The 14,432-nt window shown below is 68.7% G+C and carries 14 protein-coding genes, 1 tRNA gene and 1 pseudogene; 11 read left to right on the top strand and 5 right to left on the bottom strand.

The window, feature by feature from the left end; all coding sequences use genetic code 11:
* Positions 1–165 precede the first annotated feature (165 nt).
* The gene (locus AC27KI_RS11420) at positions 166–1,164 is read left to right on the top strand and encodes an ABC transporter substrate-binding protein (protein WP_487113868.1); all 999 of its coding nucleotides are present in this window, start codon (positions 166–168) and stop codon (positions 1,162–1,164) included.
* 12 nt (positions 1,165–1,176) lie between these two features.
* Entirely contained in the window at positions 1,177–1,707 is a 531-nt protein-coding gene (locus AC27KI_RS11425) for a phage tail protein (protein WP_487113870.1), read from the top strand.
* A gap of 46 nt (positions 1,708–1,753) precedes the next feature.
* Here the strand turns inward: AC27KI_RS11425 and AC27KI_RS11430 are convergent, their stop codons facing one another.
* Both AC27KI_RS11430 and AC27KI_RS11435 read right to left on the bottom strand, forming a co-directional pair.
* Complete coding sequence (locus AC27KI_RS11430; RefSeq protein WP_487089063.1) at positions 1,754–4,216, bottom strand: UvrD-helicase domain-containing protein; 2,463 nt, start codon at positions 4,214–4,216, stop codon at positions 1,754–1,756.
* Between the two features lie 54 nt (positions 4,217–4,270).
* Entirely contained in the window at positions 4,271–5,176 is a 906-nt protein-coding gene (locus AC27KI_RS11435) for a MurR/RpiR family transcriptional regulator (protein WP_284405827.1), read from the bottom strand.
* A 137-nt stretch (positions 5,177–5,313) separates the two neighbouring features.
* Between AC27KI_RS11435 and AC27KI_RS11440 the strand changes: the two genes are divergently transcribed.
* Positions 5,314–6,510 (top strand): M20 family metallopeptidase, encoded by a 1,197-nt coding sequence (locus AC27KI_RS11440; RefSeq protein WP_487089064.1) that lies wholly within the window; start codon positions 5,314–5,316, stop codon positions 6,508–6,510.
* Positions 6,511–6,570: 60 nt separating this feature from the next.
* On the top strand, positions 6,571–7,596 hold the full coding sequence (locus tag AC27KI_RS11445; protein ID WP_487113872.1) for a Bug family tripartite tricarboxylate transporter substrate binding protein: 1,026 nt from the start codon (positions 6,571–6,573) through the stop codon (positions 7,594–7,596).
* Between the two features lie 144 nt (positions 7,597–7,740).
* Here AC27KI_RS11445 and AC27KI_RS11450 read toward each other — a convergent pair whose 3' ends face one another.
* On the bottom strand, positions 7,741–7,863 hold the full coding sequence (locus AC27KI_RS11450) for a hypothetical protein (protein ID WP_487089066.1): 123 nt from the start codon (positions 7,861–7,863) through the stop codon (positions 7,741–7,743).
* Between the two features lie 761 nt (positions 7,864–8,624).
* Between AC27KI_RS11450 and AC27KI_RS11455 the strand changes: the two genes are divergently transcribed.
* From AC27KI_RS11455 to AC27KI_RS11470, 4 genes are all read left to right on the top strand, one after another.
* Positions 8,625–9,602, top strand: a complete 978-nt coding sequence (locus AC27KI_RS11455) for a GMP reductase (RefSeq protein WP_272564565.1) — start codon at positions 8,625–8,627, stop codon at positions 9,600–9,602.
* Positions 9,603–9,729: 127 nt separating this feature from the next.
* Positions 9,730–9,805, top strand: a tRNA-Lys gene (locus AC27KI_RS11460).
* Positions 9,806–10,033: 228 nt separating this feature from the next.
* Positions 10,034–10,249, top strand: a complete 216-nt coding sequence (locus AC27KI_RS11465; RefSeq protein WP_272564590.1) for a DUF3606 domain-containing protein — start codon at positions 10,034–10,036, stop codon at positions 10,247–10,249.
* Between the two features lie 19 nt (positions 10,250–10,268).
* On the top strand, positions 10,269–10,685 hold the full coding sequence (locus tag AC27KI_RS11470) for a pyridoxamine 5'-phosphate oxidase family protein (RefSeq protein ID WP_487113874.1): 417 nt from the start codon (positions 10,269–10,271) through the stop codon (positions 10,683–10,685).
* A gap of 89 nt (positions 10,686–10,774) precedes the next feature.
* Here AC27KI_RS11470 and AC27KI_RS11475 read toward each other — a convergent pair whose 3' ends face one another.
* On the bottom strand, positions 10,775–11,863 hold the full coding sequence (locus AC27KI_RS11475; RefSeq protein ID WP_487113876.1) for an SDR family oxidoreductase: 1,089 nt from the start codon (positions 11,861–11,863) through the stop codon (positions 10,775–10,777).
* Positions 11,864–12,108: 245 nt separating this feature from the next.
* Here AC27KI_RS11475 and AC27KI_RS11480 point away from each other — a divergent pair, with 245 nt between their 5' ends.
* The 3 genes from AC27KI_RS11480 to AC27KI_RS11490 all read left to right on the top strand — a co-directional run bounded on the left by AC27KI_RS11480 (position 12,109) and on the right by AC27KI_RS11490 (position 14,120).
* Positions 12,109–12,468, top strand: a complete 360-nt coding sequence (locus AC27KI_RS11480; RefSeq protein ID WP_487113878.1) for a hypothetical protein — start codon at positions 12,109–12,111, stop codon at positions 12,466–12,468.
* Positions 12,469–12,604: 136 nt separating this feature from the next.
* On the top strand, positions 12,605–13,081 hold the full coding sequence (locus AC27KI_RS11485) for a copper chaperone PCu(A)C (protein ID WP_487113880.1): 477 nt from the start codon (positions 12,605–12,607) through the stop codon (positions 13,079–13,081).
* A gap of 136 nt (positions 13,082–13,217) precedes the next feature.
* Positions 13,218–14,120 carry an ABC transporter substrate-binding protein gene (locus AC27KI_RS11490; RefSeq protein WP_487113882.1) on the top strand — a complete coding sequence of 301 codons (903 nt, stop codon included), beginning with the start codon at positions 13,218–13,220 and terminating at the stop codon, positions 14,118–14,120.
* A gap of 127 nt (positions 14,121–14,247) precedes the next feature.
* Here AC27KI_RS11490 and AC27KI_RS11495 read toward each other — a convergent pair.
* A pseudogene (locus AC27KI_RS11495) lies at positions 14,248–14,432 on the bottom strand (hypothetical protein); the annotation flags it as partial.

Genomic DNA, 14,432 nt, shown 5'->3' on the forward strand with positions numbered 1-14,432 from the left:
CCGGCCCTGGCACGCGCCGACGGACCGGCAGGGCCCGGCGCGACATGACACCCCGCGGACGGTCGGCGTGCTGCTGCCCGGAATCGTCACGCTACCCCACCCTCTCCGCCGAATTCCTGGCCGGCCTGCAAGTGGGGCGCCGAGGCCCTCGGAACACCCCCCGCGTTGGCTGGCCGCTGCCCCTACGGGCGCAGTCCCCAGGCCGCGTTGCGGCAGGCGCGTGCCGCCGTCGGCTCCGGCGCGGTCGACGCGCTGGCAGGATGGCTGCCGATGCAGTCGGCTCGGGACCTGGTGCCGCTCCTGGAAGCGAACCAGATCCCTTTTCTGGCCAGCGACACGGGGGCCGACCAGTTGCCCACGCGCCTGGCCGACCGTTCGCCCTGGCTGATTGCCCACTCGCTGGATCTGTGGCAGTCCTGCGCGGTGCTGGGGCGGGAAGCGCCACGGCGCTGGGGCACACGCGCGTTGCTGTGCATGGGCTTTCTGGAAAGCGGCTACGACTTTCCGCATGAATTTCGCCGCGCGTTCGAGGCCGCAGGCGGCACGGTGTCGGCAATGCACATCTCCGGCCTGCCCGACGGCTCCGACGAGTTCGCCGGCTTGCGTTCGGCCTGGCATGCCGCCCGCGCAGACTTCGTGGTGGCCCTGTATTCCGGCGCGCAGGCCTTGCGCTTTCAGCGGCAGTGGGGCCAATTGCAGCCGCACAGCCAGACCCCCGTGGTGGGCACCCTCTTTTCGCGGGGGCCGGTGGAAGCCGTCGGGTCGCGGCCGAGAGGCTGGACCAGCGTGGCCTCCTGGAACGCCGGGTCCGACGCCTGCCGGTCGATCGCCGCCCGTTGCGCGCTTCGGGGCTCGGATTCGCTGGCGGAGCTGAGCGGCCCGGCCCTGCTCGGCTTCGAGGCCGGGCAGCGCTTCGCGCAGTGGCAAAGCAACGGCGCGGGGTTCGAGCAACTGGCCATCCTGCGAACGCCTTCGGAGAGCGGCCCCCGTGGAAACCCGCCCCATGGCTTGGCGAGCGGCGATCGCAACGGCACCCACTGGCTTCGCGCCGGCACACCCGCAACGGGGGGGAGCACCGAAATGGCATGGGCCACGCGCGGCCCCGGCGCGCCGCTCGGAGCCCCCGGCTGCAGCGGCTGGACCACCCCTTATCTCGTGACTTAATGGAAGAACATCATGGCTGCAGACCCATTCATCGGTGAAATCTCTGTGTTCGCAGGCAACTACGCGCCCCGAAACTGGGCTTTTTGCTGGGGCCAATTGATGGCGATTTCCAGTAATGCCGCCTTGTTCTCGTTGCTGGGCACCACCTACGGAGGCAATGGCCAGACCACCTTCGCGCTGCCCGATCTGCGCGGCCGTGTACCGCTGGGCATGGGAATGTCGCCCGGCGGAAGCAATTACGTGCTGGGGCAGATGGCTGGACAGGAAAGCGTCACGCTCAACATCAACAACATGCCGATGCACAACCACACCACGTCCGTGGCAGTGAGCAGCGGCGCGGGCAACTCGGCAGCGCCCAACGGCCGCTACCTGGCCGCTTCCGACCGGCGCGATAACCAATACACCAACCAGGCCCCCGACGGCAACCTGGCCGGCGTCACGACGGGGCTGGCCGGTAGCAGCCTGCCGCACGACAACATGCAGCCCTATCTCTCCCTCAACTTCATCATCGCGCTCGCTGGGACCTTTCCGTCCCGAAATTGAGGCACGCCGCGGGGCGGCGCATGCCACCCCGCCCCGCGGTGTCCAATCAGTCCACCACGGTCAGCTTGGCCACCGACAGCGCCAGCCATTTGGTGCCATGCCGGGGAAAGTTCACCTGTGCGCGCGCATCGTCACCGGTGCCCTCCAGCGCCAGCACCTTGCCCTCGCCGAACTTGGTGTGGAACACGCCCAGCCCCACGCGCAACCCGTGCGACGGCGCGGCCTTCTGCGCCGGGACCGGTGGACTGGCGAACGATTCCGACCTGGACCCGAATCCGCCTCTCGCGCTAGATCCATATGCACCGCCCGCTCCTGAATTAGGAGCAAACGTGCCGAACCCCTGCTGCTTGGGCGTGATCCATTTCAACGCGGCTTCGGGCAGTTCGTCGAAGAACCGGCTCTTGATGTTGTAGCGCGTCTGGCCGTGCAGCAGCCGGGTCTGCGAATGGCTCAGGTACAGGCGCTTTCGCGCGCGGGTGATGGCCACGTACATCAGGCGGCGCTCTTCCTCCAGCCCTTCGCGGTCGCTCATCGCGTTCTCGTGGGGGAACAGGCCCTCTTCCATGCCGCCGATGAACACGGCGTCGAATTCCAGGCCCTTGGAGGCGTGCACGGTCATGAGCTGCACGGCATCCTGGCCGGCCTGCGCCTGGTTGTCGCCCGCCTCCAGCGCCGCATGGGTCAGGAAGGCGGCCAGGGGCGAGAGCGTTTCGCCGGTATCGGTGTCCACGATGCCCGCCACGCCGCCGGGCAGCGGCTCGTCGGTGGTGGGCAGCGATGGGTCCAGGCCCTGGCTCGCCGGGCTTTGCGTGAGCGGCGTGCCGTGCTCGTCCACCGGCAGCGCGATGGCGTCGCGCCCGAAACCTTCCTGCGTGACGAAGCTCTCGGCCGCGTTCACCAGCTCCTGCAGGTTTTCGATGCGGTCGGCGCCTTCCTTTTCAGAGCGGAAGTGCTCCAGCAGGCCGCTGGACTCCAGCATCTGCTCGATGATGCCGCGCAGGGTCATGCCCTGCGTCTGCTCGCGCAGCACGTCGACGAGGGCGACGAAGCTGCCCAGGTTGGCGCCGGCCTTGCCCGGCACCGCGGTGACGGCATCGTGCAGCGAGCAGCCCGCGCTGCGCGCCGCGTCCTGCAGCACCTCGACCGTGCGCGCGCCGATGCCGCGCGGCGGGAAATTGACCACGCGCAGAAAGCTCGTGTCGTCGTGCTGGTTCTCCAGCACGCGCAGGTAGGCCAGCGCGTGCTTGATTTCGGCCCGCTCGAAGAAGCGCAGGCCGCCGTACACGCGGTAAGGCACCGCGGCATTGAACAGGGCCGACTCAATCACCCGGCTCTGCGCATTGCTGCGGTACAGCACGGCCACTTCCTTGCGTTCGAAACCGTCGCTGCGCACGAGCTGGCGGATCTCCTCCACCATCCACTGCGCCTCGGCCAGGTCGGTGGTGGCCTCGAACACACGCACCGGCTCGCCAGGGCCCTGCGTGGTGCGCAGGTTCTTGCCCAGGCGCTTGCTGTTGTGGCTGATGAGGGCGTTGGCCGAATCGAGGATGTTGCTGTAGCTGCGGTAGTTCTGCTCCAGCTTGATCTGGCGCTGCACGTCGAACTCGCGCACGAAGTCGGCCATGTTGCCCACGCGCGCACCGCGGAAGGCATAGATGCTCTGGTCGTCGTCGCCCACGGCGATCACACTGCCGCGCGCCTGGAACTGGCCGTCCGCCACGTCGCCCGCGAGCTGCTTGAGCCAGGCGTACTGCAGCTTGTTGGTATCCTGGAACTCATCCACCAGGATGTGCTGGAAGCGCCGCTGATAATGCGCACGCACCGGGTCGTTGTCGCGCAGCAGTTCGTAGCTGCGCAGCATCAGTTCGCCGAAATCGACCACGCCTTCGCGCTGGCACTGCTCTTCGTACAGCTGGTACAGCTCGACCTTCTTGCGGGCATCGGCATCGCGTGCGTCCACGTCGCCCGGGCGCAGGCCCTCTTCCTTGCAGCCGCTGATGAAGTACTGCACCTGCTTCGGGGGAAAGCGCTCCTCGTCGATGTTGAACTGCTTGCACAGCCGCTTGACGGCCGAAAGCTGGTCCTGCGTGTCCAGGATCTGGAAGGCCTGAGGCAGGCCGGCCAGCTTGTAGTGCGCCCGCAGCAGGCGGTTGCACAGCCCGTGGAAGGTGCCGATCCACATGCCGCGCACGTTCACCGGCAGCATGGCCGACAGGCGCAGGACCATCTCCTTGGCGGCCTTGTTGGTGAAGGTGACGGCCAGGATGCCGCCGGGCGTGGCGTAGCCGTTTTGCAGCAGCCAGGCGATGCGGGTGGTGAGCACCCGGGTCTTGCCCGAGCCCGCGCCCGCGAGGATCAGGGCGTGCCCAGCCGGCAGCGTGACCGCGGCCAGTTGCTCGTCGTTCAGGTTCTGCAGCAGGGGCGAGGCGGCATCGGACTGGGGCGCGGGGCCGGCGTCGCCAGCACCGAAAGGCGCTGGCGCGCCGGAAAACAGGTCGTGTGGGAGCATGGCGCCATTGTAGGAACCTCCACCGGCGGCCCTCCGCCGTGGGGCTGCTCGGCGCTATCCCCCACTGCGCGGGCGGGCCGGCAGCGGGGGCATGCGGCGCAGGCCGTCCACCGCGTCGGCCTCGAAGTCCTTCCACAGCGCGTCGCGGCGCTGCAGGGTCTGCGCCACTTCGCCATGCCGCTGCTGCGCCACGGCGGACACCAGCGCGTTGCACAGGAAGAACGCGGCGGTATAGGAGTCGAACGGGGACGCGTTCGCCGTGCCCACCAGCAGGCTGTGGTGGGCGCAGGCCACGATGGGCGCCGCCGCGCTGTCGGTGATCGCCACCACGGTGCATCCCTGCTGCCGGAAATGCTGCGCGGCCAGCAGCGCGCCGTTGGAATAGCGGCGGATGGTGAACACCAGCAGCATGTCCTGCGGCTCGGTCCACAGCAGCCGGTCCACCGCGAAGGGCGCGCCCGCGCCCAGTTCCAGCACCTGCGGCCGGCACATGTTCAGGTGGGTGGTGAGGTAGGAGGACACCGGCACGCTGTTTTTCTCGGCCATCACGAAGACGCGCCCCTGGCAGCCGCTGATGGCCTGCACCACCGCCCCGAACACGCCCATGTCCAGCCCCTGCCGGGTGGCGGTGAGGTTGTGCTGGTCGTGCAGCAGCGCATCGTCCACGCACTCGGCCAGGGTGCGGTCGCTGCCGATGGTGGCTCGGGTGCGCTGGGCGGGCGTCTGCAGCAGCACGGTCACCTCGCTGCGGGCTTCGCGGCGCACCTCGGCCAGGCTGGCATAGCCCAGCTTGGCGAACAGCCGCACCACGGTGGAGGCGCTGGTGCCCGCGCGCGCGGCCATGGCGCTGGCCGAGTCGAGCAATCCGTCGGGGTAGTGGCGCTGCAGGTCGTCCGCCAGCGCACGTTCGCTGGCCGTCAGGGTAGGGGCGTGGAGGACGAGCCGTTCGGTCAGGAGCATGGCAGGGGTGGAGAAATCGACGGGGATGGGTGAGCGTAATCCAGCGCAGCCCCGCATGGCGAAGCACCGCGAGCACATTGCAATGACTGTTTCATGAATATATGATTATTGAAATATTCATTTCACTCGCGATGCCCATGACCACCACCATCGAAGCCGACTCCCCTGCCACCGGCCAGGCCCTGCCGCCGGCTGCGCAACCCCTGCTGGCCTGGCTGGCCTCGCAGGAAAGTGCCATGTTCGATCTGCTGCGGCAGGTGGTGGACACCGACAGCGGCAGCGGCCATGTGGCGGGCGTGCAGCAGGTCGCGGCCCTGCTGCGCGGGCGGCTGGAAGCGGCTGGCATCGCCGTGCAGACCCTGCCGCAGCCGGGCTGGGGCGAATGCCTGCTGGCCCGCATTCCGGGCAGCAACCCGTCGGCCGCAGGCCACCTGCAACTCATGGGCCACATGGACACGGTGTTCCCCCTGGGCACGGCCGCCGAGCGCCCCTGGCGGGTGGAAGCCGGCAAGGCCTTCGGGCCCGGCGTGGCGGACATGAAATCCGGCCTGGTCATGAACGTCTTCGTGGCCGAGGCGCTGGCCCGGTTCGGCGGCAACGCCTCGCCCGTACACCTGTTCTTCTCATGCGACGAAGAAGTGGGCTCGCCCGCCTGCCGCACGGTGATCCGCGAAATCTCCCAGGGCGCGCGCGCCGTGCTCAACGCCGAGCCCGGCCGCATCACGGGCAACGTGGTGGTCGAGCGCAAGGGCTCGTACCGCATCGATTTCGAGGTGCAAGGCGTGGCCGCGCATGCGGGCATCAACCCCGCGCAGGGGGCCAGCGCCATCGAGGCCCTGGCGCGCAAGACGGTGGCCCTGCACGCGCTCAACGGCTGCGAGCCGGGCGTGACGCTCAACGTCGGCTTCATCCAGGGCGGCATGGCCTCCAACGTCGTCGCGCCGCTGGCGCGGGCCCATCTGGACCTGCGCTACACGGCCGAGAACGACCTCGAGGCCGTGCTGGCCCGCATCCGCGCGGTGATCGAAGAAGAATCGCTGCCCCGCACCAGCGGCCGCATCGTGGAGCAGACGGGCACGCTGCCCATGGCCAAAACCCCGGCCGACCTGCTGGCCGCCTACCAGCGCAGCGCGGCGCAGGTTGGCTTCGCGGTCGAGGGCGAATTCACCGGCGGGGCCGCCGACAGCGGCATCACCTCGTCGATGGGCATTCCCTCGCTGTGCGCGCTGGGCCCGGTGGGCGGATACGCCCACAGCGAGCGCGAGTTCTGCGACCTGACCACCTTCGTGCCACGGGCCCAGGCGCTGGCCCTCACCCTGCTCGCGCTGGGCTGACGGCGGGCTAGGCCGCGCCCTGTTTTCACCTTTGTCCTTTCATTTGCCATTGCCCCTGCCATGCCTGTTCGCAACGCCCCTTCCTCGCCTGACGCCTGCCACCTGACCCGCCGCCAGATCCTGGCCTCCAGCCTCGGGCTGGGCCTGGCCGGCCTGCCCGCCGTGGCCAGCCACGCGGCAGAAACCTACCCCGCGCGCCCGATCACGCTCGTCGTGCCCTTCCCGCCCGGCGGCTCGGTGGACGTGATGGCGCGGCAATACGCCGAGCCGCTCGGCCGCATCCTGGGCGTGCCCATGGTCATCGACAACAAGCCCGGCGCGGGCGGATCGATCGGCGCGCAGTTCGTGGCCCGCTCCAAGGCCGACGGTTACACGCTCGTGGTCTCGTCGCAAAGCAGCCATCTGGCCAATCCGCTCGTGCAACCCAACCTGGGCTACGACCCCATCAAGGACTTCGACAACATCGCCATCCTGGGCCGCCAGCCCAACGTGCTCGTCGTGCACCCCAGCCTGCCGGTGAAGACCTTCGCCGAGTTCGTGGCCTACGCCAAGCAGCGCCCGGGCCAGCTCAACTTCTGCAGCGCCGGCGCCGGCAGCATGGGACAGCTCAATGTGGAAATGATGCAGCTGGCCATCGGCACGCAGGCCGTGCACGTGCCCTACCGCGGCGGCTCTCCGCTCATCACTGCCGTGCTGGCCAACGAGGTGCAGTTCACGCTCGACAACCTGGTCATCTTCCTGCCGCACATCCAGGCCGGCAAGCTGCGCGCGCTGGCCGTGGCGTCGCCCCAGCGCCTGCCGCAACTGCCCGACGTGCCCACCTTCGCCGAACTGGGCCAGGCCCCGCTCAACCAGACATCGTGGACCGGCATCGCCGCGCCCGCCAACACGCCGCCCGCCATCGTGGCCACGCTGCACAAGGCCATCCGCACGGCAGCCACGGAACCCTCCATGCTGGAAAACCTGCGCGGCCGCGGCGTGATCGCGCCGGAGGACATGGCACCGGCCGGCTTCGAGAAGATGATGGCCGAGCGCCTGGTGGCCTACGGCGACGTGGTGCGCCGCGCCAACGTCAAGCCCGAGTAGGCCGCGCACCCGGCCTTACGTCCCGCCCACCCCGCTTCGGGACCGGGGCTCCACATGCGCGGGCCGCACCCGAGCCCGGCGCATCTGTGGGAACATGGCGCGCAACACCACTGCCGCTGCTCCGCTGCCCATGCGCCCACCCCTTCACTCCCTGACCGCCCTGGCCTTGCTGGCCACCTTCGGCGGCGCCCCGCTGCTGGCCCAGGCCCAGGCGTCCTGTTCCAGCGACGGCGTGGCGCAGCCCGTGGCGCTGTACGAACGCTTCATCAACGCCGACTGCGAATCGTGCTGGGCCGGGCCGCCTGCGCACGCGCCCGGCGCCAGTGCACTGGTGCTCGACTGGATCGTGCCCGGTGGGTTGGCGGACGATGCCCCCCTGTCCGCCGCCGCCACGCGCGATGCCCTGCAGCGACTGCAGGACCTCGGCCGCGGCGTGCCGTCATTTTCAGACACCCACACCGCCGAGGTGCAGCCCCTGCCCGGCCGGCTGCGCGTGGCCAACGGCCTGGCGATGAACGACTACCTCGGCACCGGCATCGCCTTCCAGCCCGCGCCCCGCAATCTGCTGCCGGCGGGCCGCTACGCGTACACGCTGGTGCTGGTGGAGCGGGTGCCGCGGGCACCGCAGGGACGCCGGTCGAACGGTATGTGGTTCGAAATGCCCTCCAGGGCAATTGGAACGCCGGCATCCCGCTATCGAAAAAGGAGCAATCCGCCTGGATCGACAACCGCTCCATGCGAACCCCCGAAGGCACCGATGCCGAGCGCCTGTTCGTCGCCGGCTGGCTGCAGGATGCGCAGGGCCGCATCGTGGCCGCGGCGCAGTCCCGCTGCGCAGCAGGGTCTTGAGCGGCGGGTAGAATCAGTCACCGGGCCCAAGTTTCTTGACGCCCGGTTTTTTTGTGCCTGCGCACAGCAGGGTCCGGTGCCGTCCATTGCGGCGGCACCCGCAGAGCCGGTCAGCAAGCCAAGCGCCCACCGTGGCGGAAATCCTTCCGCCGCGTCCTTCAATGGAGCTTGGAAATCTGATGGAAATCTTCGACTACGACAACGTCCTGCTGCTGCCGCGCAAATGCCGCGTGGAAAGCCGCTCCGAGTGCGACGCCAGCGTGACGCTGGGCCAGCGCAGCTTCCGCCTGCCCGTGGTGCCGGCCAACATGAAAACGGTGGTGGACGAGAAAATCTGCCGCTGGATGGCGCAGAACGGCTACTTCTACGTCATGCACCGCTTCGATCTGGACAACGTGCAGTTCGTGCGCGACATGCAAGCGGCGGGGTGCTTCGCGTCCATCTCGCTGGGCGTGAAGCAGCCCGACTACGACACCGTGGACCAACTGGCCGCCGCCGGCCTCGTCCCCGAGTACGTCACCATCGACATCGCCCACGGACATGCCGACACGGTCAAGAACATGATCGGCTACCTCAAGGACAAGCTGCCCGGCGCGTTCGTCATCGCCGGCAACGTCGGCACGCCCGAGGCCATCATCGACCTGGAAAACTGGGGTGCCGATGCGACCAAGGTGGGCATCGGCCCGGGCAAGGTGTGCATCACCAAGCTCAAGACCGGGTTCGGTACCGGGGGCTGGCAGCTGTCGGCGCTCAAATGGTGCGCGCGTGTGGCCACCCGGCCCATCATCGCGGACGGCGGCATCCGCGACCATGGCGACATCGCCAAGAGCATCCGCTTCGGCGCGACCATGGTCATGATCGGCTCGCTGTTCGCCGGCCACGAAGAGTCCCCGGGCCAGACGGTGGAAGTGGACGGCGCGCTGTTCAAGGAGTACTACGGCTCGGCCAGCGACTTCAACAAGGGCGAGTACAAGCACGTGGAGGGCAAGCGCATCCTCGAGCCCATCAAGGGCACGTTGGCCAGCACGCTGGTGGAGATGGAGCAGGACGTGCAAAGCTCCATCAGCTACTCCGGCGGCCGCAAGCTCATGGACATCCGCAAGGTGAACTACGTGATCCTGGGCGGCGACAACGCGGGCGAGCATCTGCTCATGTGAAAGACCGCCGGACGGCTGGCGATCAGCACCTGATGACGGCAATTTTTTTCTGCGGGACTTGCAGACGCCTCAAATCTTGGTGCATAATTCGAGGCTCTGCAGCGATGCAGACAACTTTTCAAAAAGTGGGTTCTTAGCTCAGTTGGTAGAGCAGCGGACTCTTAATCCGTAGGTCGAGTGTTCGAGTCACTCAGGACCCACCACTTATACAAGCCGCAAGGCAAAAAAAGCCGACGCTATCAAACATAGCGCCGGCTTTTTGCATTTCCGCCGCCGCTTCGTGGAAAGCACCCAGCACCGCTGCATTCCATGCACGCCACGGCGTCGTGTCGGGCAATCCCTCCGGCAGTGGGCGCGTTCTGCCTACAGCCGCCGCCGCTGCGTGCGCCTTAGGTTCATGTCTTCCCCCTTCCTTTCTTCAGGAGACCGACATGAACCAAGCCGCAGGTGTGCAACCCGATCGCATCGACGTCAACGACGCCGCCCTCGTCACCCAATGGGCCGACAAGCTCGCAGTGAGCGAGCTGCAACTGAAAGAGGCCGTGCAAGCCGTTGGCGACAAGGCGGCCGATGTGGAGATGCATCTCAAGGGTTCACGCAGCATCACCAACGATGACCGCGTGGAACAGCTCGGCGCTGACCGCTGAACCCCGCCGATCGCCCTCCATGACCCAAAAGACCCTGGCCGATCTGGCCGAGAAGATGCGCGACATCGACATCGCCATGCTGTCCACCCACACCGACGGCGGCACCATCGCCGGCCGGCCAATGAGCAACAACCGCGAGGTCGATTACGACGGCACGTCGTGCTATTTCACCTGGGAGCAATCCCGCATGGTGACCGACATCGAACGTGCGCCCCAGGTATCGCTCGCCTTCCAGGGCGCCAAGGCCTTCCTGGTGGCCGTGCAGGGGAACGCCGAGCTGGTGCGTGACCGCGCCGCCTTCGCCGAGCACTGGACGCCCGACCTGGACCACTGGTTCAAGGATGGCATCGACACCCAGGGGCTCGTCATGATCCGGGTGAAAGCCTGCCGCATCCACTACTGGGATGGCGAAGACGGCGGCGACATCACCGTCTGATGCCATTGCGCCGCTTGGCGCACCCGGGCGGCGCTGCACACGCAGGGCGCGTCCCGCAGCCCAGGAGCGTGCAGGCCCCCGGGAGGGCATCAGCCCCCGTCGCCGGCCGTGCCGGTGATCGGCAGCAGGATGCCGGTGATGTAGCTGGAGCACACGGGCGAGGCGAGAAACACGTAGGCCGGCGAAATCTCTTCCGGCTGCGCGGGCCGGCCCAGTTGGGTCTTGCTGCCGAATTCGGCGATGCCCTCTTCGCTGCGGTCCGCCGGATTCAGCGGTGTCCACACGGGGCCGGGCGCCACGGCGTTGACGCGGATGCCTTGTTGGGCGAGGTTGCTGGCCAGCGCTTTGGTGAACGCATGGATCGCGCCTTTGGTGGCGGAGTAGTCCAGCAATTCCTTGCTGCCGCGCAGCCCGGTGACCGAGCCGGTGTTGATGATCGCGGCCCCGCGCTGAAGGTGCGGCAGCGCCGCCTGGGCCATGTGGAAGTAACCGTAGACGTTGGTCTTGAAGGTTTCGTCGAAGCGCTCTTCGGTCAGGTCCGCCAGGGATGCGGCATGCTCCTGGAAGGCCGCGTTGTTGACCAGCACGTCCAGCTGGCCGAACGCCGACACCGTCTTGCGCACCGCCCGCTGGCAGAAGGCCGCGCTCTTCACATCGCCCGGAATCAGGATGCAGCGGCGCCCTTCCTGCTCGACATGCTGGCGCGTGGCCTCGGCATCTTCGTGTTCGTTGAGATAGACGATGGCCACGTCGGCGCCTTCGCGGGCGAAGAGGACGGCCACCGCCCGGCCGATGCCGGAATCGCCGCCCGTGACGATGGCGGAGAAACCTTCGAGCTTGCCGCTGCCCCGGTATTGGGGCGCCTCGAACTGCGGCGCCAGCTCCATGTCGGCCTCGCGCCCCGGCTTTTCCAGGTGCTGCTGCGGCATGGGCGGCACGGGGGCTGCGCGGCCGGCGCCGGGGGCGGCGGTCTTGGCCGCAGCGCCCTTCTTGGCTGGTGCGGCGGATCGAGAGGGTTTGGCCTGGTCCTTCGCGTCCTGCTCGCGCTGGATTCGCACCTGCTTGCGCGCGACCGCTTCGGTGTCCGGGCTCTCCGCCGTGCCGGCGTTGCCCCGGGCTTTGGTGGCACCGGGTGTGCCGTTGCGGGTCTTGGCTTTGGAGGAGGGAGAGGTGGGCATGAAAGGCTCCTGAGGGAATGGCGGACCGTGGCACGGCGCGCCCGCTGAAGGGCGGGCCGGCCGACGAAGACGCACAAGGCTGCGTGCGCAGCCCGAGCGATCGCGTCGGAAAACGCGCCGTCCGAATGCAAGAGGCCCCTCGGGGACGGCCTTGCGATCGACGGAGTGCGCGCTTCGGGTGCGCACCAGCCCCTGGAGCCGGCGCGGTGAAGGCCGGGAAAGCACGCGGCGATAATGCAGCGCACATGCCTGCCCTGCGCCACGTCCGCTTCCTCTCCCGCCTGATCCTGGCGTGGTTCGTGGCGTCGCTCGGCGTGGCGGTGGCTGCACCACTGGTGCACCCGCAGCGCATCGAATGGGTATGCTCGGCGGGTGGCGAGCCGCGGTGGGTGGTGGCCGGCGCGGGCGAAGATGCCGCCGTGCCTGCGCACCATGGCCTGGAGTGTCCGCTGTGCCTGCCGACGGTCCTGCCGCCGCCCTCGATCCAGGCGGGCGCGCATGCCCAGGCACTGCCGACGCACCTTCCCACCCCGCTCTACCGCGCTCCGCCGGCCACGCTGGCCGGTGCGCCCTTCCCTCCTCGGGCACCGCCGCTGGCGGCATGAACACCGGGGCCGGTCCCCAGCGTGCTGACCGGCCCGTCCACCTGCCCCCCCCCCGTTTACGGACCGCAGCGGGCATGGGTTTTCCGCGCAGCCCCGCGCAGGCCGTTGATCCGTTTTCCGCATTCAAGGAGCTTTCATGCCCAAGACCCCCTTTTCCGCTTTCGCCATCGCCATGGCCCTTTTGACGGCCACGGCCGCCCATGCCCAAGTCACCGTGCAGGACGCCTGGGTGCGCGCCTCGGTGCCGAACCAGAAGGCCACCGGCGCCTTCATGCGGCTCAATGCCGCGAAGAGCACGCGCCTGGTATCGGTCAGCTCGCCCGCCGCGCCGCTGGCGGAAATCCACGAGATGAAGATGGAAGGCGACGTGATGAAGATGCGCGAAGTGCCCGCGATCGACCTGCCCGCGGGCAAGGCCGTGGACCTCAAGCCCGGCGGCTACCACGTCATGCTGATGGACCTGCCCAAACCCGTGAAGGAAGGCGACACGGTGCCACTCACGCTCGTCTTCGAAGGCCAGGACGGCAAGCGCGAGTCGCTGGAGGTGAAGGCCCAGGCGCGCGCGGTGAGCGCCAGCCAGGCACCGGCGGCCCACGGCGAACACAAGCACTGATCTGGCGAGCGGCATGGCGTGCAGCGCGCCATGCCTTTTTTGGGCCTCGCGCGCCCGGCCAAGGCACGGGCCAGGGCCGCGGACCGGCACAATACCGCGCTCGCCCACGATGCCGCCCCACCCCTTGCCTACCGCCTTGCGCCCTTCCCACCCCTTTCGATCGTCCGCTGTGTGGTGGTGCCTGCTGGCCTGGTGGATGGCGGGCGCCGCGCACGCAGGCATCCGCATCGCCGACGACCGGCAGCAGACCGTGGAGCTGCCACGGCCAGCAGCGCGCATCGTGTCGCTGCAGCCCTCGCTCACCGAGACGCTTTGCGCCCTGGGCGCCTGCGATCGCCTCGTCGGCGTGGACCGGCACTCCAACTGGCCCGAGTCGGTGCGCCAGCTGCCGCAGGTGGGCAGCCTGGCGGACGCGCACGTGGAGCGCATCATCGCGCTGCGGCCCGATCTGGTGCTGGTGCGCCCGCGCAACCGCGTGGTCGAGCGGCTAGAGGGCCTGGGCATCAAGATACTGGCGCTGGACGCCAAAACGCATGCGGACATGCGGCGCAACATGGAGGCGGTGGCACAGGCCATCGGCAAGCCGGGGGCGGGCGAAGCGCTGTGGCACCGCACCGACGTGCGGCTGGACGAAGCCCGCGCCCGGGTGCCGGCCGCGTGGCAAGGCCGGCGCGTTTACTTCGAACTGCACGGCGGCTCGGCGGCGGCGAGCGAGGCCTCGTTCATCGGCGAAACGCTGGCCCGCCTGGGCCTGCGCAACGTGGTGCCCGGCAGCCTGGGCGCGTTTCCCAAGCTGGGCCCGGAATATGCGGTGCGGGCCGAGCCCGACCTGCTCATCACCAACGAAGGCCGCGGCACACCGCCGATCGCCGCGCGCCCGGGCTGGGGCACCATGGAGGCGGTGCAGCGCGGTCGGTTCTGCCGCATCGCCGAATCGCACTTCGACGTGATGGTGCGGCCGGGTCCGCGCATTGACGAGGCGGCGCGGGAAATCCTGGATTGCCTGGCATCGGTGGACCGGCGCTCCACGCCGCCGTGAGGGCCGTGGCGGCAGCGATGATATGAACATGCAGGGGTGCTATTAAAAATATAGCAATACGCCCTAGTATCAATTGCCCTCCAGGCCATTTTGGCACTGAGAACGCCGCTGATTCAGCGGTGGCAGCTCACCTTTCCATAGCGGCTGGCAGGTCCTCCACGCCATCCGCTCTCCAATAGCGCGCCTGCCACCACTGCGCCAGCCGCTCGGCCCGGTGCAAGGGCACGCGGGCCACGTCGAAATCCACCACGCAGGCCTCGCGCGCCACCGCCGGCCGGCCCGGCTGCTCGCGCGTGCGGGGCGTCGGTGAGC

The sequence above is a fragment of the Acidovorax sp. KPB24-03 genome (assembly GCF_057546605.1).

Bases quoted from the DNA above. Each gene is read 5' to 3' on its own strand.
- AC27KI_RS11425 (WP_487113870.1), top strand. From the start codon at position 1,177: ATGGCTGCAGACCCATTCATCGGTGAAATCTCTGTGTTCGCAGGCAAC.
- AC27KI_RS11430 (WP_487089063.1), bottom strand. From the start codon at position 4,216: ATGCTCCCACACGACCTGTTTTCCGGCGCGCCAGCGCCTTTCGGTGCT.
- AC27KI_RS11435 (WP_284405827.1), bottom strand. From the start codon at position 5,176: ATGCTCCTGACCGAACGGCTCGTCCTCCACGCCCCTACCCTGACGGCC.
- AC27KI_RS11440 (WP_487089064.1), top strand. From the start codon at position 5,314: ATGACCACCACCATCGAAGCCGACTCCCCTGCCACCGGCCAGGCCCTG.
- AC27KI_RS11445 (WP_487113872.1), top strand. From the start codon at position 6,571: ATGCCTGTTCGCAACGCCCCTTCCTCGCCTGACGCCTGCCACCTGACC.
- AC27KI_RS11450 (WP_487089066.1), bottom strand. From the start codon at position 7,863: ATGAAGCGTTCGTACAGCGCCACGGGCTGCGCCACGCCGTCGCTGGAA.
- AC27KI_RS11455 (WP_272564565.1), top strand. From the start codon at position 8,625: ATGGAAATCTTCGACTACGACAACGTCCTGCTGCTGCCGCGCAAATGC.
- AC27KI_RS11465 (WP_272564590.1), top strand. From the start codon at position 10,034: ATGAACCAAGCCGCAGGTGTGCAACCCGATCGCATCGACGTCAACGAC.
- AC27KI_RS11470 (WP_487113874.1), top strand. From the start codon at position 10,269: ATGACCCAAAAGACCCTGGCCGATCTGGCCGAGAAGATGCGCGACATC.
- AC27KI_RS11475 (WP_487113876.1), bottom strand. From the start codon at position 11,863: ATGCCCACCTCTCCCTCCTCCAAAGCCAAGACCCGCAACGGCACACCC.
- AC27KI_RS11480 (WP_487113878.1), top strand. From the start codon at position 12,109: ATGCCTGCCCTGCGCCACGTCCGCTTCCTCTCCCGCCTGATCCTGGCG.
- AC27KI_RS11485 (WP_487113880.1), top strand. From the start codon at position 12,605: ATGCCCAAGACCCCCTTTTCCGCTTTCGCCATCGCCATGGCCCTTTTG.